Below are 19,425 nucleotides of genomic sequence, written 5' to 3'. Positions count from 1 at the left end.
GCAACTATAAATTCTTTGTCATCAAAATGAAATAAAACGGCTATCGATCGCACAGATCACATTACGAACAGCCAATGGATGTAAACCTACGGCTAATTGCCTCATAATCTGGAAAGTTGCGCCAAAATCACAAAAACTCGCACCAAGGTTCCCATGACCAACCAGTCGATCAGCGGCCAGCTCGCCGATGGAGAGCACGAAGACGCTCAGGTATCACGCTTGATCACCTGGCTGTCCGCCATGGCTATCCTGTTCCTGGTCGGCATTGGCGCCAAGGCTTGGTATGCCAACCACCATGGTCACGCCTGGGTACTCTGGCTTTTCGCCCTGGTGGTCATCATCAACATGGCGTACTTCGCCCAGACCGGTAACCGGGCCGCACAGAAAGGTGGCCTGCTACTGATGGTCTGGCTGCTGTTCACCTATCTCATTGCCTCCGGCGGAGAGAGTAATACCGGGCCCCTTTGGTTCTATGTGTTTCCGCCACTGCTGTTCTATCTGACCAGTCTGAAGACCGGCACGGCGGTACTGTTGTTCTGTTACCTGGTTGCAGTCATTGTTTTCCAGTTCCCTGGGCTGCCCATGGTGAGCACCGAATACAGTACCGACTTCAAAATCCGCTTCTTTGCCACCCTGACCTTCGAATCGGTTCTGTGCTTTGTACTGGAAGCCAGTCGCCTGAAGGCGCGCAACGAACTGGTTACACTGGCACAAAACCACGAGCAGGCGGCCAAGACCGACGAACTGACCGGCCTGTCCAACCGTCGCGACATGCACCATCGGCTGACTGCGGAGTTCTCCCGCTACCAGCGCTCCGGACACCATTTCTCCATCGCCCTGATTGACCTGGACCTGTTCAAGGGTATCAACGACCAGCACGGCCACGACGCCGGTGATGAAGTACTCAAGGCATTCTCCGCCCTGATGCGAACCGTCATCCGACAAACCGACGTTGCGGCCCGCTGGGGCGGTGAGGAATTCCTGATCCTGCTGCCCGACACCTCCTTGCTCCAGGCGCTGACGCTGGCCGAGCGACTGCGCTCAGAAGTCGCCCAAACACCGTTTCGGTTTCGTGGCACTGAACTACCGGTCACCATCAGCGCCGGTGTCTGCTCCATCGCCAAGGCCGCCTCCATCGACGAGCTGCTGAAACAGGCCGATGTCTATCTGTACAGCGCCAAGAGAGATGGTCGCAACCGCATTGCCCCCCGGGTTCGCAGACGGGACACCAGCAAGGCCGCCGACGTTGAAGGTTGAGTGACCCGACGACGGTCTTTATGATCAACGTCCAAATCAATATCGTCGCCCCGAGCCGGGTGTTACCAGCAAACAGGAACCACAATGACAGCTATACGTATTCTGGTGGGCAGTGTGTATGGGGGAGCCCTGCTGACCGCCCGGGACATCAAGAAAACCCTCGATACCGAAGGCCACACCGTTACGGTGCTTGAAAACCCATCGCTTGAAGATATGACCGGCAACGACGACGCGCTGCTGGTGTGCACCTCCACCACCGGCCAGGGTGAAGTGCCCGCCAACCTGCTGCCCTTCTACGTGACCTTGCGCGATCAGCTGCCCCAGCAGCCGGGCCGGCCCTTCGGCGTGATTGTCCTGGGTGATAGCTCCTATGGCGACACCTTCTGCGGTGCCGGCGACCTGATGGAAGAGGCCCTGTTTGAAACCGCGGCACGCAAAGTCGGCGACACCTTGCGCATCGATGCACTGGAAACCACCGAACCGGAAGCTGAGGCACTGCCTTGGGTTCGGGAGTGGCTGGAAAAAATCTGAGTTAAGGGCTGCAAAACGACGACCAGTACCAGTGCAAGGTCTTGAGCCCGCGTCCTTGAGCAGCCATACTCGCAACCATAACGAAAACAAAAAGCGGTACTGCGTGACATTCACCCACTGGCCAAGACTCTGTGCAGCCTTGCTGTTGCTCTTCGCGATCGCCCAACCAAGCTGGGGGGCCGGCGTTGTTCAATTCCCCCAGACCAGCTACCTGACCGTTCAGCCCGGCACTGAAACGTCTGCCAGCGAGCTCCTGACCTCCAGCCAATGGCGGCCGCTGAAAGACCGGAGTCCTAATTTCGGCTATATCCCTGATACCCTGTGGCTGAAACTTCCAGTCCCGGACCAGCCGAACCTGAATCTGCTGGAAATCAGTTATTCGCACCTCGATCAGGTCCGGTTTTTTCTGGTTGAAAACGGCACCGTTGTCCGCACTGTCACCACCGGCGACAACTTCCCATTTCAGCAACGCCCGATTCTGCACCGAAACTTTCTGTTCCCGTTTGAACGACCGAATGACGCCAAGTATCAAATCCTGCTCGAGGTTCGCACCAGCGGCGCAATGCAGGTCCCCTTTACGCTCTGGAACGACCAGTCGTTTTTCGAAAGCTCCTTTATCGAGGATCAGGTGCATGCGGTCTACTATGGCATCCTGATCGCGGCCATCCTGTTCAACCTGTTCGTCTTCGTGGCTCTGCGGGAGCGGGTATACCTGCTCTACGTGCTGTCGACACTGAGCTACCTGCTGCTCATTGGCACCCTGAACGGCATCACTTTCCAGGTGCTCTGGCCGACTAGCCCCGATATCCAGAACCGCGCGATGCTGCTGAGTGTCCCTGCCGCCATGATCTTTACGCTCTGGTTCGCCCAGGCGTTCCTGAACTTAGGAAAAACCAGTGCTGCCCTGAAACGCACGCTGGCACTGGCCATGGCAGTTAACGCAGCGGCAGGGATGGCCACGTTTGTCGCCGACTACAGCACGGCAATCCGGCTGGTAGTGGCTTTGTCCATCCCCACAAATTTACTGCTTACGCTGATTGGCCCCCAACAGTGGCTGCGAGGTAACCGACAGGCCGCCTACTATTCGCTGGCCTGGGGCGCTTTAACATTGGGAACCGCTATCACGGCCGCCAACAAATACGGCCTACTGCCGAACAATTTCGTGACGGTCTACGGCATGCAGATCGGCTCGGCACTGCAGGCAATACTGCTGGCCATGGCCTTGGCAGTGCGCATCTTCCAGGAGCGGCAGAATAAAGTGGAAGCCAGGGAAGCCGAGTTGCGAGCCATGGCGGCACGACGATCAGCAGAACTCAAGCTGATGGACCATGCCCTGCACAACCCCCTGACAGGACTGCCCAACCGCAGCAGCTTTGAAATGATGTTGAATGACCTGACGATGCGCAACCCGGAAAAGCGCTATGCCATCACCGTCATTCACCTGAACAATCAGGATTCGGTCACCAAGACCCTGGGCCACCGCAACAGCGATAACATCCTGGCGCTGGCCTCTAAGCACTACAACGCCGCCATCCGTAACCTTCCCGGCGCCATCGCCACAGAACAAACTGACGAACGCAGCTATTTCCTGACGTTTTTGGACCCCCAGACATTTGCCTTTGTGGTGGACGCGCAAGTCACCGAAAGGACGCCTCGCGAGGTAGTCAAAACGCTCGACGATATCCGCTACCCGATCGACTATCTCGGCATGCAGGTGCCGCTGGATGCCCGCTTGGGAGTCGCCGTGTTTCCGAACCACGGCAGCGATGCCAACACCCTGATTCGCCGCGCCGTCATTGCCGCCGGCACCGAGCGGGCAAGGGAGCGGGGAATGGCCTACTACAAGCCATCGCGGGATTCTTTCAGTGCTGACCGGCTGACCATTGTCTCGGAGTTACGCCAGGCCCTGATCAACAACAGCCTGTCGCTGTACCTGCAACCCAAGGTGTCACTGGCCAGTGGTGAGGTGGTCGGCATGGAAGCGCTCATTCGATGGCCGGACAAACAGAGCCAGTTGCGCCCGGACGAGGTGGTCGGGCTGGCGGAGCAGACCGGGCTGATCAAACCACTCACCCGCTGGGTCCTGGAACAGACTCTGGCCATGCGCAGCCGGCTTCTGGAACATGGCTGGAATATCGGCATTGCCGTCAACATCTCCCCCAACAATCTGCGAGAGCCGGATTTCCCCAGCTATGTGCAGCGCCTGATGTGCAGTTTTCCTAGGCACCAGGGCCGCATTACCTTCGAGGTTACCGAAACCTCCATGATGCAGGATCCGGCCAATTCCCTGACCGCGCTGAAGCAACTGAGCGACACCGGCATCCCGGTTTCGATCGATGATTTTGGCTCGGGCTACTCGTCGCTGTCCTACATCAAGCAGTTGCCTGCCAAGGAAATCAAGATTGACCGATCACTGATCTCGGAACTGGCCACCCGGGCCGAGGATCGGGTGATCGTCCAGACCACGATCGACATGTGCCACAGTCTTGGGTATTCGGTGGTGGCGGAAGGCGTTGAAGACGAGGCCACCGCTAAGTTGCTCAGAGAGATGGGCTGCGACATGATCCAAGGTTTCCTGCTGGCCCGCCCCCTGCCCTTCAACGACGCTCTGGACTGGCTGCGCCAGTCAGCAAACCAGACCACAGAATTCCCTGAAGCGCTGACGAGTCAGCGTTGACGGATCAACGCTTCCTGAGTGGTCGAGGCCACCAGGCCACCTTGCTGATTGAAGAAGTTGCCACGATTAAAACCTCGCCCTGCTGACGCGCTGGGGCTGTCTTTGTCGTACAGCAGCCACTCGTCCATGCGGAAATCCCGATGAAACCAGATTGCGTGATCCAGACTGGCCACCTGCATGTTCTTGCTCATGAAGGTCACGCCATGGGGGTTGAGTGAGGTGCCCAGGAACTGGAAGTCCGAGGCGTAGGTCAGCAGGCACCGGTGCAACACCGGGTCGTCCGGCAGCTGGCCCTGGGCCCGGAACCAGCTCTGCTTGTGCGGCGGGCGCTTCTCCGGCTGAAACGGGTTGACCGGATCAACCGGCCGAATCTCGATGGGCCGATCACGAGTGAGCGAATCCCGCAGGCGCTCTGGCACTTTGGGGGCCATTATCCGGCCCCACTCGTGCTCGGATTTCAGGGTATCGGGATCCGGTGCGTCTGGCATCGTCAGTTGGTGTTCGAAGCCCTGCTCTGACACCTGGAACGACATGGAACCGGTCAGGATCTCTTTGCCGCCCTGACGCGCAATCACCCGGCGAACAGAAAAGCTGCCCCCATCCCGCACCCGCTGGACCTCGTAATCGATGGGCATGCTGTGATTGCCGGGGCGCAAAAAATAGGCATGGAGGGAGTGGCACAGCCGACCCTCAACGGTGCGACTGGCCGCCATCAGGGCCTGGCCTAGCACCTGGCCACCGAAGACATTGGGGAAACCCAAATCTTCACTGTCACCCTGAAAGTGGTCATCGCCAATGGGCGATAGATCCAGCAGATCGACCAGCTTTTTCGTTACCTCAAGCATGCCTGCTCCTGTCAATTAATAAGCCTATGAAGTCGATGTCGAGCTCACCGTGGGATCACTGGTGAAGGGGCGGCACTTCCTTGGACAGAGCCTGCTTCTCCATGGCAAAGCGCCCGGTCACGGCAAATCCAAGTACTTCACCTTCGGGACTGCGGAACAGCGCCTTGACATCCGAGCCCTCGGCTTCGACATGCCATTCGCCGTCGGCTTCCGGTGCCGGCGGACACACCGCCGTGGGGCAGCAGGGCGTCTTGATCATCACCGGCATGGTGCCGTACTTCACTTCTGTGCGCTCGCCGATGAGGGTCTTCGCCAGCGCCCTGGCACAGGCCATCAGGGGCAGCACGTACAACAGCACATGGCCGTCCACTTCGGCGCAATCGCCCAGGGCGTAGACATCCTGAGCCGAGGTTTCCAACGCGCGATTGACCGTTATGCCACGCCCGGTCTCAATGCCGGCGGCGCGAGCCAGTTCAGTGCGCGGACGCAGACCAACCGCGGAAATCACCAGGTCCGCATGCACATACTCACCGTTAGCCAGCGTGAGTGTGACGCCCTGTTCGGCACGATCGATGCGCTCGACCACGGTTTCCAGATGGAAGCGTGCGCCCAAATTTTCCAGCTCGTGCTGTACTGCGGCGGCGGCAGGCTCCGGCAGCAGACCAGGCATGACCACATCCGAGGGCGCAATCACATCAACCTCGTAGCCACCATTGCGCAGATCATTGGCAAATTCGCAGCCAATCAGACCCGCGCCCATGATCGCGACCCGCTTGCCGCCGGCCAGCGCCTTGCGAAAGGCCCGGTAGTCCAGCAGGTCGTTGATTGAGAACACATGCTCAAAGCCATCGCCGTCGATTGACAGCCGTATCACGTCAGCCCCCCAGGCCAGCACCAGCTTGCTGTATTCAAGCCGTTCTTCGCCCAGCAATAGCGCCTTAGCCTCGGTATCGATCCCGGTAACGGTGGCGAATGTACGCAGCTCGATGTTCAGCTGTTCCGCCATGGTATCGGTGGAGGCCTGGGCCAGACCATTGGCGTCCTTACCCTTGGTAAAGCCCGTAGACAGCATGGGCTTGGAGTAGCTGACGCCATCATCGGCGGTCACCATGATAATGGGTTGTTCCTTATCCAGCTTGCGCATTTCCCGCGCCAGCGAATAGCCGGCCAACCCGGTACCGACGATAACGATGGGGGCCTGTTCAGTCATATCCGTGCTCCGAGGGGATCAGCCAATCTCAATCATTTCAAAATCTTCTTTACCCACGCCACAGTCCGGGCAAACCCAGTCCTCTGGCACATCTTCCCATTTGGTGCCGGGCACGATGCCATCTTCCGGCCAGCCCTCGGCTTCGTCGTAAATCAGGCCACACACCACACACTGCCACTTCTTCATTACTACTCTCCCGGTTGATCAGAACGCGATAATAATTGTCCGACAATTATGCGCGCAACTGTTTAATTTGGTTTACAGTGGCCAGCGTCATCGCACGGCCAACCGTTTTGGTCAGGCAGCCATCATACCCATCACCCCGGAATTGACCAATGCCAGCGTCGACGGACACTTCCGGGGTTTTCTGCCAATAGCCATAAATACAGACATAGGGCCCAATACTCCCTCTCCCTTCGAGCGCCCCTCTCCGGTATAATCGCCCGTTTTACGACAGGACCGACCGTTATGACCGATACCGTCGCCGAAATGAATCAGGTAATGGCAGAAGCCGACTGCCTGGTCGCCGAACAGCAGGTGCACGCCGCCATTGGCAACCTGGCTGTCGCACTTACTGACCGCCTGAAAGATAGCAATCCACTGCTTTTCTGTGTCATGAACGGTGGCCTCATCCTGACCGGCCAACTGCTGACCCAGCTGAAATTTCCGGTGCAGGCCGAATACCTGCACGCCACCCGTTACCGTCAGGAAACCACCGGTGGCATTCTCGAATGGAAACTTCGTCCGGAAGCGGACATGCAGGACCGCACCATTGTCATCGTTGACGATATTCTTGATGAAGGTACGACGCTTTGCGCCATAGCCAATTACTGTCGGGCTCACGGCGCCAAGGAAGTTCTGACCGCGGTTCTGGTCGACAAGCAACACGATCGCAAGGCCCAGCCTGGGCTGAAGGCGGATTTCACTGGCCTGGAAGTAGAGGATCGCTTCCTGTTCGGTTTTGGCATGGACTACAAGGGCTACTGGCGCAACGCGCCTGGAATTTATGCCGTCAAAGGACTTTGACACCGGCGCCCACCCAACCTCCGGTCACTCTGATCAGGGTCGCCTGACCATTCCGCCGACGGATTGGTACCGTTCCCTGGCCGCGGCCGGGCTTCGTAATCCCCAGGTGCACGGCCCGGCCAGGTATTGGTTGCAGGTGGAGGGCTCGTTTACCCGGGCCCTGCAGCGCCAGTGCACCGAGACCTTCCACGTTGAGGTGCAACACGAGGGCTTTGCGGTCCCCACCCGGGAAGAGGCGCAGCACCTGGGCCTGCCGGCCCGACAGCGAGCCTGGATTCGCGAAGTCCGGCTCTGTGGCGACGACCAGCCCTGGGTTCTGGCCCGAACCATCATCCCACTGGCCTGCCTGGAAGGCCGGGGACGGCGGCTGCGCCACCTTGGCAACCGCCCCCTGGGCGCCTACCTGTTCAGCAGCCCGGACTGGCAGCGTGGCCCGCTGGAAACTGGCCTATGCAACCGGGTCGTCAGTGGCCAGCCGGCCATGGCCCGGCGCTCTATGTTCTGCCACCGCCAGCAATGCCTGCTGGTGGGTGAATACCTGCTCCCCGACCTGTTCGACTAACCGCCGCCTTTCATCCGCCGCCCGCCACTGGCTATAATCCGGGCATCACCCGCTCACCTGCATCTGCACACGGATCAAGCCTATGCTTCTCGACGCCATGCCCGATCATCTCCAGAACCGGCTTGCCGACTACGCCCGGTTGCTGCGGATAGACCGCCCCATCGGCAGCCTTCTCCTGCTGTGGCCGACCTACTGGGCCCTGTGGCTGGCGGGAGATGGCAGCCCGGCCATTGGGAATTTGATCGTGTTTACCCTGGGTGTGTTTTTCATGAGGGCCGCCGGTTGCGCCATTAACGATTTCGCCGACCGGGACTGGGACCGCCACGTCAAACGCACCCAAGACCGGCCACTTACCGCGGGGCGCATCAAAGCCTGGGAGGCAGTGGCTCTGTTTGCCGGCCTTTGCCTGGTCTCGTTTCTAATGGTAGTGCTGTTCACCAACACCCTGACGATGTACCTCTCCTTCGGCGGGGCGTTGCTGGCGTTTATCTATCCGTTCATGAAGCGCTACACTTACTTACCCCAGCTGTTTCTGGGGGCAGCGTTTTCATGGGCCATTCCGATGGCATGGGCGGCCGAGGCAGACGGAGTCAGCCAGATTACCTGGTTGCTCTTTACCGCTAATGTGCTCTGGACCGTGGCTTACGACACCTTCTACGCCATGGTCGACCGCGACGACGACCTGAAGGTGGGCATCAAGTCCACCGCCATCCTGTTTGGTGAAGCCGACCGGGTCATCATTGCCATCCTGCAAACCATGGTGGTGCTGATCCTGATGATTGTCGGCAGCCACGCAGAGCTTGGCAGCCTCTACTACCTGGGTCTGGTCGGCATGGCCTGCCTGTTCATCTACCAGCAGTTTTTGGCCCGTGAGCGATCCCGAGATGGCTGTTTTAAAGCTTTCCTGAACAACAACTGGGCCGGATTTTCGGTGTTTACCGGACTGGTGCTTGACCTGATGATCGCCTGACGCTGTCATATACTTGTCATATTGTCGCTGTGTAATGAGGCAGCAATACAACAAGGTCTGACACAGGTTTAGCTTATGTCTGGAAAAACTGTCCTGATCGTCGATGACGAAGCGCCCATCCGGGAAATGATCGCGGTGGCTCTCGAAATGGCGGATTACGACTACATAGAGGCAAAGGATGCCCGGGAAGCCCACGCCCTGATCGTCGACAAACTGCCCGATCTGATCCTGCTAGACTGGATGCTACCCGGCACCAGCGGCGTTGAACTGGCGCGACGCCTCAAAAAAGAAGAGGCGACCGCAGACATCCCAATCATTATGCTCACCGCCAAGGTGGAAGAAGACAACAAGATCCAGGGTCTGGAAGTGGGCGCAGATGACTACATCACCAAACCGTTCAGCCCCCGTGAGCTGGTAGCACGCCTGAAGGCGGTACTCCGCCGGACAACACCACCGGGCGTCGACACACCCATCGAAGTGGATGGTCTCACCCTGGACCCGATCGGGCACCGGGTGACCACCGGTAAGGGCGAACTGACAATGGGGCCGACCGAATATCGGTTGCTTCAGTTCTTCATGACGCACCAGGAACGGGTTTATACTCGCTCCCAACTCCTGGACCAGGTCTGGGGAGGCAATGTTTACGTAGAAGAGCGGACCGTTGATGTCCACATTCGCCGGCTGCGCAAGGCACTGGGAGACGGGTATGATCACCTGATCCAGACGGTGAGGGGAACGGGGTACCGGTTCTCAACCAGGGCCGCCTAGCCGGCCCGGGCATCAGCTCCGTTCATTAGACAAGGCAGCGTTTGATGCAGCACAACTGGTCACGGCATGTCCGTTTGATAATTAGCGGGATCATCGGCGCAACGCTGATCGGCCTGTACTTCGGCTCTCCCGTTTACGGGTTTACCTTTGCCGTGGCGGTTTACCTCTGGTGGACACTGAAGCAAATCGGGCGCCTGTACAAATGGCTCGGGAACCCCAATGCGTCTGAGCAGGCGCCTCAGAGCGTGGGCTTGTGGGGCGACATTTTCGACTACCTGCACAAACTGCATCAGACTCACCTGACCACCCAGGACCGGCTTCGGGCCCAGATCAACCGTGTTCAGGAATCCACCAACGCCATGCGCGACGGTGTGGTGATGACCGACCATAGGGGTGCCATGGAATGGTGGAACGGCTCCGCGGAATACCTGCTGGGCTTTCGCCGCACCACCGACCACGGCCAGCTCATTCACAACCTGATTCGCACGCCGGCGTTCAAGAGCTATTTCGACTCCCGCAATTACCGCGAGCCCTTGGAAATTCATTCGCCCGCCAAACCTCACATCCACCTGCAGATTCAGATCAGCCTGTTTGGTGACGACGACCGGCTGATTGTTGCCAAGGACGTGACCCGTCTGTACCAGCTTGAGCAGATGCGTCGCGACTTCGTCGGCAATGTCTCTCACGAGATGCGCACGCCACTCACGGTGATCAGCGGCTACCTGGAAACCCTGGTGGACAACGCTGAAGACTTGCCGCCGAAATGGCGCCGGGCAATCAACACCATGTCGGCCCAGTCGTCCCGAATGGAAGCGCTGATTACCGATCTGATCCTGTTGTCCAAGATTGAAACCGGGGAGCAGACCGTCCACGACAGCCTGACCGACGTTGAGGAGCTACTGGAGCAGATTTGCCGGGACGCCCAGGCCCTAAGTGGCGACAAGCAGCACCAGCTTTCGGTTCAGGTTTCTGACCGGCGTCTGTTACGGGGGGACGAGAGCCAGTTGCGCAGTGCATTCTCCAACCTGGTCTTCAACGCGGTGAAATACACCCCGCCCCAGGGCCAGATCACGGTCAGTTGGTTCACCGACCGTGATGGTGCTCATTTGTCGGTCAAAGATACCGGCATCGGAATTGACCCAATCCACATACCCCGGCTGACAGAACGTTTCTACCGGGCCGATCCCAGCCGCCACAAGGATACCGGCGGCACCGGCCTTGGCCTGGCCATCGTCAAGCATGTGTTATTGAACCACGATGGCACTCTGGATATTCGCAGTAGTATTGGCTCCGGCAGCGAATTTATCTGCCACTTCCCCCGGGAGCGTCTGGTTGAACGGGTACCCGAGAAGACCGGTTCCGACGCTTGACGGCTAACGGGAACCGGCCCGAAAACGGGCCACAAAGCGGGAAAGGTCTTCCAGTTTCTTGGGGTCTTCGTCGACAAACCGGATGGTGACACTGACAAAGTCGGTATCCTGGCGTTTATCGACCGCCTGCAACTGATGGACATAGCCATTCAGGCGCGCCATCTGCCCCTCAGCGATCTCGATGTCGACGACAGCCTGGTCCAGTATTCCCGGGAACACCTGGTCACGCTTTGCCAACACTCTTACTTCGGTGAGATTGATGTCCTTGATCACAGACTTGAGGGTACTGTCGGCGAATCGCACCGAGGCCAGGGTCAATGAGGCTCGGGCCGGGGCGCGACTGGCTGTGCCAGTATTACCCGCCAGCAATGGCGACTCCGGCGATGGCTGGGCGGCGGGCTCCGGGGCCGGTTCACGCTTCTGGGTCAACAGTGTCGCCGATTCCTTGAACGCATCGGCCGGGCTCTCCATGGATTTGCCACCCCGGTCCATGGCGTTTTTCAACTTGCTGCCCATCACCTTGATGATCTTCTTGCTCAGGCCTTCCGGGCTGAAGGGTTTGCCCAGATATTCAGACACCCCTTCCTTGACCGCTTCGATGACGTGATCCTTGTCGCCCCGGCTGGTGATCATGATGAAGGGTACTTTCTGGTACTGAGGTTGCTGACGCATCCACTGCAACAGCTCCAGCCCCGACATCTCCGGCATTTCCCAATCACAGAGCACCAGATCGAAAGCCGTGCGGGACATCAGTGACTGGGCACGTCGACCATTCTGGGCATCGGTGGTGTCAATGACCGGGAACCGCTGACGCACCGTGCGTTTGACCAGATCCCTTACGAAGCTGGCATCATCAACCACCAGCGCTTTCAGCGTTGCCATTATTCAGACCTTACGTTATCCACAGGCGCATTGTTATCGCTCCACTATAAAACAAAGGACAGCAACGGAAACCCCACAGCAACAAAAAAAGACGACAAACGGCACTGAGTGATCCAAAGAACGGAACCCCGACGTTAAACAATTGTCACTCGGAAGGGCCCTGGACGGTATTTCTGTCGTTCCAAAACGCGCTACCATGGTCCCCGGGAATTTCACACCATCGTAATTGTGCCGAGGTTTTGTGTGCTGAACGCGTTTGCAAGGATTCTGCCCCAACGGAGTACCGTATTCCGCCTGTCGATCACCGGTCTGCTGACCACCCTGGCTTTGCCCGCCCTCGGTCAGGACACAACTACCTCAGCGCCCACGGACACCTTCGGCGAATGCAAGGCACGACTACAGGACCGGGCGATGGCGGCCGGCGTGAGCCAGGAAACCACCCGTTCCGTCATGGCCGACGTTGAATACCTGGACCGGGTCATTGAACTGGACCGTCGTCAGCCTGAGTTCACCACCACCTTCGCTGACTACCTTGGCAGGCGGGTGAACGAGGACCGCATCGATAAAGGCCGGATGTTGTTGGAGCAGCACAACGAGCTCCTTGACAGGGTAACCGCAGAAACCGGCGTACCGGCGCCCTACCTGGTAGCCTTCTGGGGCCTTGAGACCAACTTCGGCAGTTACTTTGGCAAGATGTCAGTGCCCAGCGCCTTGACCACCCTAGCCTGCGACCCACGGCGCAGCAGCTTTTTTACCGAACAACTGATCGCCGCCCTGCGCATCATTGATGACGGCGATATTCCGGCCAAGCAGATGGAAGGTTCCTGGGCCGGCGCCATGGGGCACGTGCAGTTCATGCCCACGGTCTTTCTCAAGCACGCCGTCGACGCCGATGGCGATGGCAAACGGGACCTGTGGCACAGCCTGCCGGACGCGATGATGTCGGCCGGCAAGTTTCTCGAATCCATGGGCTGGAACCCGGACTATCGCTGGGGCCGGGAGGTCCTGCTACCCAAAAAGTTTGATTACGCCCTGGCCGATGGCCGTCGACTGCCGCTGAGCAAGTGGCGGCAACTTGGCATCACCGATGCCTTTGGCAAAGCCCTGGCCGATGAGCCTATCGAAGCATCGCTGGTGGTCCCGGCCGGTCACCAAGGGCCGGCCTTCCTGGCCTATCACAACTTCAAAGTCATCATGGGCTGGAACCGCTCTGAGTTCTACGCCATTGCCGTTGGCCACCTGGCCGACCGCGTGGCTGGCGCCGGTGGCTTGCAGAATCCGCCGCCGGAAGACGTGCCTGCCTTGTCCCGGGCTGCCATTCTCGACCTGCAGCGCTCGTTGAACCAGCGCGGCTTCGACAGCGGTAAGCCCGACGGCATCATTGGCTCGGGAACCCGCTCCGCCATCCGGAAATACCAATCCGCCTCTGGCCTGGTCGCCGACGGATACCCAGGGCAGACGGTGCTGGACAAACTGGGGATCACGACGGACCGGTAACTAACAATGGACTCCATTACCCAAATGGCACTGGGTGCCTCAATTGCCGGAGCCGTAGCCGGCAAGACACTGGGCCGGACCGCGTTGATCACCGGAGCCGCCCTTGGCACCCTGCCCGATCTGGATGTCGTGATCGATTACGGCTCCGCGGTGGCCAATTTTACCCAGCATCGCGGGTTTACCCATTCCCTGTTTGTTCTGATACCACTGGCAATTGCGCTGGCGTGGGGGCTCTGGCGCTGGCGCCCAGCGCTGGGTTTTCAACGCTGGCTGACGCTGACGTTGCTCGTGTTGGTCACGCACCCGCTCCTGGACAGCTTTACCACCTACGGTACCCAGTTGTTCTGGCCGCTCGGTGGCCCGGTCGCCCTCAGCAGTATCTTTATTATCGATCCACTCTATACCCTGCCGCTGCTGACCGGCTGCCTGGCGTTTCTGCTCCGGCCACCGGCGACCGGCGCCATCATGGCCGGGCTGGCGCTGTCCAGTCTGTACCTGGGCTGGACCCTGTTTGCCCAACAGATCATCAGTGACCGGGTCCAGCCGGTGCTAGCCCAGGCCGGCCTGCAGGAATCCCGGGTGCTGGTCCAGCCCATGCCATTTAACACCGTGCTCTGGCGCGCTACCGCGCTCACTGAGCGCGATCATGTGGAGATTGTCACCGGGTTCTTTGATGGCAATACGCCACTGAATCTGGAGTATTTTCCACGCCGCCCAGACCTGGCCCAGGCCGTAGCGGACTTTCCCGAGGCCCAGCGACTCGAGTGGTTCACCCAGGGATTTCTGGAATACAGCGTAACAGCCAACCAAGTTACCGCCACTGACATCCGTCTGGGCATTCCAGGAGCCCATCCGTTTACCTTTGTACTGGCACAGCAAAATGGCGATGCGCTGCAACCGGTCAACAGCAGTCAAACACCACGACCGCCGCTTGATCCGAACGCGCTCGGCTTGTTATGGGCGCGGCTCACGGGTGAAGCACCCATCATCTGCCTGGCCGACCTGGCTATCCCCGATCCGGGTCAAAGTTGCTGACCATGACGCGACTGGATCAGTTCATCGCCACCAGCACCGAGCTGTCACGGAAGGAGGCCAAGCGCGCCATTAGTGCCGGCCGGGTGCGCCTTGATGACGAGCCCTGCAAATCGGCCAACGCCAAGATATCGGCGACGGTTGAGGTCACCCTGGATGGGCAAGTCTGCACACTACCTGGCGAGCGCTATCTGATGCTGAACAAACCTGTCGGCGTGGTCAGTGCCACCCAGGACAGCGACCACCCAACCGCGCTGGACCTGCTTCCAGGTGACATTGCGCACACCCTGCACATTGCCGGCCGGCTGGACATCGACACCACGGGGTTACTGCTGCTGACGACCGACGGCCAGTGGTCGCATCGGCTGACCTCGCCACGGGTGGAATGCCCGAAAACCTACCGGGTCAGCCTGAGCGATCCGCTCACCCCGGACGCTGCCCGTCGTTTGGAACAGGGACTGCTGTTACGCAATGACCCCAGCCCTACCCGGCCAGCGCAGGTTCGAATGGTGGAGGACAAAGTGATCGAGCTGACCATTTCGGAGGGCCGCTACCATCAGGTTAAACGCATGCTGGCAGCGGTGGGCAATCACGTAGAGGCTCTGCATCGCAGTCGCATCGGCAGCATCGCGCTGGACCCGACGCTGGGCCCCGGCGAGTTCCGGGAACTGACGGCTGAGGAAGTGGCCTCAGGCGGTTGAGACGGGCTCAGGTCCGTTCGAACCGCTGGGCTTTCAGGTTCTTGCGCACAGACCCTGCTTCAAACACCTCGCCGTTCATGGCGATGTACACACCCGGCGACAACAATTGCACGGCCGACCAGGCGAATCCAATATTGAACAGGGCATCGGTGCGACGCATACGGGCCGGCTGCATGGCACCGACAAGCACAATGGTCTTGCCTTCCAGTTTGGCCAGTGCAGCTGCAGTGTCGGGCATGGTATCGGTGCCGTGGGTGATCAGGATCCGGTCGCACTCGCAGGCGGTGACCGCCTCCAGCACTGCCTGCCGATCAGCATCGGTCATTTCCAGACTGTCCTTGCGCATCAATTCCTGCAGCCGGTAGCCGTCGTGGATATTGGACTCCGCCAGCAACTCCGACAACAGCGAAGCCCCCACCTCAAACTGACTGTTGGCGTCGAAATACACCTTGTCGATGGTACCACCGGTGGTGAAAATCTGAATCATGACGGCTCGGTTTCCTGTTGGTGTTAGTTCGTACTGATGGCATTATCGCTGGCGGACGCGTAAGCCGCATTCTTTGATCGTTCGTAGCGTCGTGCCGCCCTGGCCACCTGGCCTTTGGCGCCGGTATCCAGCCAGCGTTTGATGCGGCCGGCATCACCCATAGGTGAACGAGTGCCCAGCGAATCCAGCAGCACCGTGACCACCTGCTGGCCATTCATCTCCGAGACCATCACCAGGCACCGGCCCGCATCGCTGAGATAGCCAGTCTTACTCAGGGTTACGCCCCAGCTGTCACGGTGCACCAGGGCGTTGGTATTGCCGAACGACAGGCTATAGCGGGGGCTGCGGAACCAGGCCCGGTAATAGCCGGTAGTCGAGTATTCGCGAATCTCCGGGTGCCGGAGCGCCGCTTTCGCCAGCTTCACCAGATCGGCCGCGGTGGAGACATTGCCCACCGAAAGACCGGTAGGATCGACAAATTGGGTTCGCGTCATGCCCAACTTCCTGGCCTTGGCATTCATGGCCTCGACAAAGGCATCAAAACCCCCGGGGTGACTTCGAGCCAGGGTGTAGGCGGCAAAATTCTCAGACGACATCAGGGCAATACGCAGCACAGCGGAACGACGCATCTCGGAATCAATCCGTATCCGGCTGTAGGCGTTAGCCGCTGCCGGGGTGTGGCGTTTGTTGAAGGTTAGCCATTCATCCAGCGGCTCACCGGAATCCAGCACAACCAGCGCCGTCATCACCTTGGTTAATGAAGCGATTGGCACCGGGCGATCGGCGTGCTTGCCAAACAGGATGCCATCTTCATCCACCAGGGCCGCGGCAGCGTTAACCGAGGCTAGGTTCGGGCCCTGCTGGGCCGAGGCAGCCATAGGTAGGGCGAGTAACAATAAATAGACGACGTATGACATCACGTCGCGCACGCCGGACCGTGCAAAACCTGAGTTCAAAATAGTTCCGTTCCTGTGTTCTATGGCTTAATCCGGGCAGACGATCGATCTGCCCGGATGAAATCTGGCCTGATTATACCAGCCAAAAGCCAGCACAATCATGGCAGATCGGTAACCGCACCCTTCGACGCTGAACTGACCGTTCGCGCGTATTTGGCCAACACCCCACGCTCAAACCGAGGCGCCGGTGCTTGCCAATTCTGGCGTCGTTGCTCCAGTGTCTGTTCGGACACATCCAGCTCGATCCGATTGCTGACAGCATCGATGGTGATGGTGTCGCCATCCTCAACCAACGCAATCGGGCCGCCTTCAGCCGCTTCCGGGGTGATATGGCCGACCACGAAACCGTGACTGCCACCGGAGAACCGGCCATCGGTAATCAACGCTACGTCGTTGCCGAGGCCCTTGCCCATGATGGCGGAGGTCGGGCTCAGCATCTCGCGCATGCCTGGGCCACCCTTAGGGCCTTCGTAGCGAATCACCAAGACATCGCCGGCCACCACGGTGCCGTCGAGAATTCGGGCCTGAGCCTCCTCCTCGGAGTGGAACACCCGCGCCCGGCCGGTAAAGCTGGTGCCTTCCTTGCCGGTGATCTTGGCCACCGAACCGGTGGGGGCGAGATTGCCATAGAGAATGCGGAGGTGACTGTCGGCTTTGATCGGGTTGTCGAAAGCATGGATGATATCCTGACCTTTCGGGTAGGGCTCGACGTCCGCCAGGTTCTCCGCCAGCGTCTGACCGGTCACGGTCAGGCAGTCGCCGTGGAGCAGGCCCCGCTCCAGCAACATTTTCATTAACGGCTGGATGCCGCCAATCGCTACCAGTTCGGACATCATGTAATGCCCGCTGGGCCGCAGGTCTGCCAGCACTGGAACCCGCTTGCCAATCTCAACGAAGTCTTCCAGATCCAGCCTGACACCGACGGTACTGGCCATTGCCAGCAGGTGCAGCACCGCGTTGGTGGAGCCGCCAAGGGCGATCACCACTGCAATGGCGTTCTCGAAGGCCTCCCGTGTCATGATGTCGGAGGGTTTGATGTCCCGCTCCAATAGATTCAGCACTGCGGCCCCGGCGGCCCGACAGTCGGCTTCCTTGATTTCAGACACCGCGTTCTGGGCGGAACTCCCAGGTAGGCTCATACCCATGGCTTCAATGGCCGAAGCCATGGTGTTGGCGGTGTACATACCGCCACAGGAGCCCGGGCCGGGGATGGCGGTTTCTTCGATCTGCTTCACCTCAATCAGGTCCAGATCGCCACGGGCATGAGCACCCACAGCTTCAAAAACCGAGATAATATCGGTGTGATTCTCGCCCGGCATGATAGTGCCGCCGTAGACAAAGACCGAGGGGCGGTTCAGTCGCGCCAGCCCCATCATGCAGCCGGGCATGTTCTTGTCACAGCCACCGATGGCCACGAGACCGTCGAAGCCCTCACAGCCGGCGACGGTTTCAATCGAATCGGCAATGACCTCCCGGGACACCAGGGAATACTTCATGCCTTCGGTGCCATTGGCAATACCATCGGAGACCGTGATGGTGTTGAAGATCAGGGATTTGCCGCCAGCCGAATCGGCACCCGCGGCGGATTGCCGGGCCAGACCATCGATGTGCATGTTGCAGGGGGTGAGATTACTCCAGGTAGACGCGATGCCCACCTGGGGTTTCTTGAAGTCGTCATCATTAAAACCAACCGCACGCAGCATGGCCCGGCTGGCAGATTTACCGATACCGTCCACTACTGGGGACGAATAGCGCCGACGTTTATCCTCGGTCATCGTTGCCTCTCCTGTTGCACTGTTTTATGTGCTTCAGGCTGGCAGAATCGGCGCCGGCCGGCAATGGCTATTACGGCCCAAGCCGACCCTCCCGAGTCTTGAACGATGGTTACGTTGCTTCAGCTCCGAGCACTAACCACTGACAAATACCGGGCCCACACCGAAATTCCAGAGAATCACGGAACCAACCCGGGTAGAGACCAGGATCACCAGTGCCACGGTCAGTAGGGCCCCGCCGTAGAAGACCGCCCGATCCTTTTCGATCCCCATCACGATGGGCAGGCCGTCGTACATCAGCCAGGCGCCATAACAGGCGGCAATCAGGAAAACGATGGCGTTGAACCAGGGCACCGGGTACAGCAGTGCAAAGCCTGCCAGAAACAGCGGCGTGCACGAGTAGGAGGCCAGCGCAATGCCGTATGACGGCACATGCTCTTCCCGGGCGCCATAGGTTTTCGCCATCCAGTTAACGGCGTAACCAAGCGCAAAGACACCCACCAACATGGCCACATAGGTCAGTATGCTCAGTTGAAGGGCGCTGATTTCCGTGAGTTTGATCAACCGGTCATTGCCGACAGTCCAGCCAAAATGGGCCGTCGAGATATACGCACAGATGGGCGCGATTGCAGCAAGAATAAAGACATACGCGACATAAAGACGCCGCGGGGTGTGGTGTTCCTTTCGAATGGAAGCCCACTCATCATCAGGGTGTGTGAATAAACCAAATGCATGAGACAGGAGCATGGATGACCCCCTTGGATCGCTGTTTTTAGTATAGTCAGGTACGACATGTCGACCCGCATGGATCGCAAGCCGCCCTTCTCCCTTACTATAGTCAAGATCAGCGATTGGGGAAGCGGAAATGGGGAATTTTTGTCG

General features: G+C 59.2%; 19 protein-coding genes. 11 read left to right on the top strand and 8 right to left on the bottom strand.

Going from position 1 to position 19,425, the window contains the following annotated elements; all coding sequences use genetic code 11:
- Positions 1–153 precede the first annotated feature (153 nt).
- From FCS96_RS01465 to FCS96_RS01455, 3 genes are all read left to right on the top strand, one after another.
- Entirely contained in the window at positions 154–1,257 is a 1,104-nt protein-coding gene (locus FCS96_RS01465) for a GGDEF domain-containing protein (protein ID WP_138438469.1), read from the top strand.
- Between the two features lie 84 nt (positions 1,258–1,341).
- The gene (locus FCS96_RS01460; protein WP_138438468.1) at positions 1,342–1,788 is read left to right on the top strand and encodes a flavodoxin; all 447 of its coding nucleotides are present in this window, start codon (positions 1,342–1,344) and stop codon (positions 1,786–1,788) included.
- Positions 1,789–1,891: 103 nt separating this feature from the next.
- Positions 1,892–4,465 carry an EAL domain-containing protein gene (locus FCS96_RS01455; protein WP_228263999.1) on the top strand — a complete coding sequence of 858 codons (2,574 nt, stop codon included), beginning with the start codon at positions 1,892–1,894 and terminating at the stop codon, positions 4,463–4,465.
- On the opposite strand, the gene FCS96_RS01450 is transcribed toward FCS96_RS01455, so the two are convergent.
- Genes FCS96_RS01450 through FCS96_RS01440 form a run of 3 tightly spaced genes read right to left on the bottom strand, consistent with a single transcriptional unit; the run spans position 4,456 to position 6,706 of the window.
- On the bottom strand, positions 4,456–5,310 hold the full coding sequence (locus FCS96_RS01450; protein ID WP_138438466.1) for an acyl-CoA thioesterase: 855 nt from the start codon (positions 5,308–5,310) through the stop codon (positions 4,456–4,458). The two genes, FCS96_RS01455 and FCS96_RS01450, sit on opposite strands and share 10 nt — an antisense overlap.
- 55 nt (positions 5,311–5,365) lie before the next feature.
- Complete coding sequence (locus tag FCS96_RS01445; protein ID WP_138438465.1) at positions 5,366–6,520, bottom strand: NAD(P)/FAD-dependent oxidoreductase; 1,155 nt, start codon at positions 6,518–6,520, stop codon at positions 5,366–5,368.
- Positions 6,521–6,538: 18 nt separating this feature from the next.
- Positions 6,539–6,706: a rubredoxin gene (locus FCS96_RS01440; protein ID WP_138438464.1), complete on the bottom strand. Its 168-nt coding sequence runs from the start codon at positions 6,704–6,706 to the stop codon at positions 6,539–6,541.
- Positions 6,707–6,988: 282 nt separating this feature from the next.
- Between FCS96_RS01440 and FCS96_RS01435 the strand changes: the two genes are divergently transcribed.
- The 5 genes from FCS96_RS01435 to phoR all read left to right on the top strand — a co-directional run bounded on the left by FCS96_RS01435 (position 6,989) and on the right by phoR (position 11,216).
- The gene (locus FCS96_RS01435) at positions 6,989–7,546 is read left to right on the top strand and encodes a hypoxanthine-guanine phosphoribosyltransferase (protein ID WP_138438463.1); all 558 of its coding nucleotides are present in this window, start codon (positions 6,989–6,991) and stop codon (positions 7,544–7,546) included.
- Positions 7,527–8,108 carry a chorismate--pyruvate lyase family protein gene (locus FCS96_RS01430; RefSeq protein WP_138438462.1) on the top strand — a complete coding sequence of 194 codons (582 nt, stop codon included), beginning with the start codon at positions 7,527–7,529 and terminating at the stop codon, positions 8,106–8,108. The genes FCS96_RS01435 and FCS96_RS01430 overlap by 20 nt, the downstream gene beginning before the upstream one ends.
- Before the next feature lie 82 nt (positions 8,109–8,190).
- Positions 8,191–9,078, top strand: coding sequence for a 4-hydroxybenzoate octaprenyltransferase (gene ubiA, locus FCS96_RS01425; protein WP_138438461.1), 888 nt, complete (start codon positions 8,191–8,193; stop codon positions 9,076–9,078).
- Between the two features lie 75 nt (positions 9,079–9,153).
- Positions 9,154–9,846: a phosphate regulon transcriptional regulator PhoB gene (gene phoB / locus FCS96_RS01420; RefSeq protein ID WP_138438460.1), complete on the top strand. Its 693-nt coding sequence runs from the start codon at positions 9,154–9,156 to the stop codon at positions 9,844–9,846.
- Positions 9,847–9,890: 44 nt separating this feature from the next.
- On the top strand, positions 9,891–11,216 hold the full coding sequence (phoR, locus tag FCS96_RS01415; protein WP_138438459.1) for a phosphate regulon sensor histidine kinase PhoR: 1,326 nt from the start codon (positions 9,891–9,893) through the stop codon (positions 11,214–11,216).
- A 3-nt stretch (positions 11,217–11,219) separates the two neighbouring features.
- Here the strand turns inward: phoR and FCS96_RS01410 are convergent, their stop codons facing one another.
- Positions 11,220–12,098, bottom strand: a complete 879-nt coding sequence (locus tag FCS96_RS01410; RefSeq protein WP_138438458.1) for a response regulator — start codon at positions 12,096–12,098, stop codon at positions 11,220–11,222.
- 243 nt (positions 12,099–12,341) lie between these two features.
- Between FCS96_RS01410 and FCS96_RS01405 the strand changes: the two genes are divergently transcribed.
- Genes FCS96_RS01405 through rsuA form a run of 3 tightly spaced genes read left to right on the top strand, consistent with a single transcriptional unit; the run spans position 12,342 to position 15,328 of the window.
- Positions 12,342–13,595 carry a lytic murein transglycosylase gene (locus FCS96_RS01405; RefSeq protein WP_138438457.1) on the top strand — a complete coding sequence of 418 codons (1,254 nt, stop codon included), beginning with the start codon at positions 12,342–12,344 and terminating at the stop codon, positions 13,593–13,595.
- A gap of 6 nt (positions 13,596–13,601) precedes the next feature.
- Entirely contained in the window at positions 13,602–14,630 is a 1,029-nt protein-coding gene (locus FCS96_RS01400) for a metal-dependent hydrolase (protein WP_138438456.1), read from the top strand.
- A gap of 2 nt (positions 14,631–14,632) precedes the next feature.
- Entirely contained in the window at positions 14,633–15,328 is a 696-nt protein-coding gene (gene rsuA, locus FCS96_RS01395; protein ID WP_138438455.1) for a 16S rRNA pseudouridine(516) synthase RsuA, read from the top strand.
- Between the two features lie 7 nt (positions 15,329–15,335).
- On the opposite strand, the gene FCS96_RS01390 is transcribed toward rsuA, so the two are convergent.
- From FCS96_RS01390 to FCS96_RS01375, 4 genes are all read right to left on the bottom strand, one after another.
- Positions 15,336–15,815, bottom strand: a complete 480-nt coding sequence (locus tag FCS96_RS01390) for an asparaginase domain-containing protein (protein WP_138438454.1) — start codon at positions 15,813–15,815, stop codon at positions 15,336–15,338.
- A gap of 23 nt (positions 15,816–15,838) precedes the next feature.
- On the bottom strand, positions 15,839–16,771 hold the full coding sequence (pbpG, locus tag FCS96_RS01385) for a D-alanyl-D-alanine endopeptidase (protein WP_228263998.1): 933 nt from the start codon (positions 16,769–16,771) through the stop codon (positions 15,839–15,841).
- Positions 16,772–16,869: 98 nt separating this feature from the next.
- A complete protein-coding gene (ilvD, locus tag FCS96_RS01380) occupies positions 16,870–18,546 on the bottom strand; it encodes a dihydroxy-acid dehydratase (protein WP_138438453.1) in 1,677 nt (558 codons plus the stop codon).
- 132 nt (positions 18,547–18,678) lie between these two features.
- The gene (locus FCS96_RS01375) at positions 18,679–19,290 is read right to left on the bottom strand and encodes a Yip1 family protein (RefSeq protein ID WP_138438452.1); all 612 of its coding nucleotides are present in this window, start codon (positions 19,288–19,290) and stop codon (positions 18,679–18,681) included.
- Between the last annotated feature and the right edge of the window lie 135 nt (positions 19,291–19,425).

The organism is Marinobacter alexandrii (assembly GCF_005871205.1).
GTDB classification, from domain to species: domain Bacteria; phylum Pseudomonadota; class Gammaproteobacteria; order Pseudomonadales; family Oleiphilaceae; genus Marinobacter; species Marinobacter alexandrii.
Note: the sequence above shows the minus strand (reverse complement) of the source record. Positions and strands in the feature narration are given on the sequence as shown.

Coding starts and splice junctions, on each gene's coding strand:
- rsuA (WP_138438455.1), top strand. CDS start 14,633: ATGACGCGACTGGATCAGTTCATCGCCACCAGCACCGAGCTGTCACGG.
- FCS96_RS01435 (WP_138438463.1), top strand. CDS start 6,989: ATGACCGATACCGTCGCCGAAATGAATCAGGTAATGGCAGAAGCCGAC.
- FCS96_RS01465 (WP_138438469.1), top strand. CDS start 154: ATGACCAACCAGTCGATCAGCGGCCAGCTCGCCGATGGAGAGCACGAA.
- FCS96_RS01430 (WP_138438462.1), top strand. CDS start 7,527: ATGCCGTCAAAGGACTTTGACACCGGCGCCCACCCAACCTCCGGTCAC.
- phoB (WP_138438460.1), top strand. CDS start 9,154: ATGTCTGGAAAAACTGTCCTGATCGTCGATGACGAAGCGCCCATCCGG.
- ilvD (WP_138438453.1), bottom strand. CDS start 18,546: ATGACCGAGGATAAACGTCGGCGCTATTCGTCCCCAGTAGTGGACGGT.
- phoR (WP_138438459.1), top strand. CDS start 9,891: ATGCAGCACAACTGGTCACGGCATGTCCGTTTGATAATTAGCGGGATC.
- FCS96_RS01400 (WP_138438456.1), top strand. CDS start 13,602: ATGGACTCCATTACCCAAATGGCACTGGGTGCCTCAATTGCCGGAGCC.
- FCS96_RS01445 (WP_138438465.1), bottom strand. CDS start 6,520: ATGACTGAACAGGCCCCCATCGTTATCGTCGGTACCGGGTTGGCCGGC.
- FCS96_RS01375 (WP_138438452.1), bottom strand. CDS start 19,290: ATGCTCCTGTCTCATGCATTTGGTTTATTCACACACCCTGATGATGAG.
- FCS96_RS01460 (WP_138438468.1), top strand. CDS start 1,342: ATGACAGCTATACGTATTCTGGTGGGCAGTGTGTATGGGGGAGCCCTG.
- FCS96_RS01410 (WP_138438458.1), bottom strand. CDS start 12,098: ATGGCAACGCTGAAAGCGCTGGTGGTTGATGATGCCAGCTTCGTAAGG.
- ubiA (WP_138438461.1), top strand. CDS start 8,191: ATGCTTCTCGACGCCATGCCCGATCATCTCCAGAACCGGCTTGCCGAC.
- FCS96_RS01440 (WP_138438464.1), bottom strand. CDS start 6,706: ATGAAGAAGTGGCAGTGTGTGGTGTGTGGCCTGATTTACGACGAAGCC.
- FCS96_RS01390 (WP_138438454.1), bottom strand. CDS start 15,815: ATGATTCAGATTTTCACCACCGGTGGTACCATCGACAAGGTGTATTTC.
- FCS96_RS01450 (WP_138438466.1), bottom strand. CDS start 5,310: ATGCTTGAGGTAACGAAAAAGCTGGTCGATCTGCTGGATCTATCGCCC.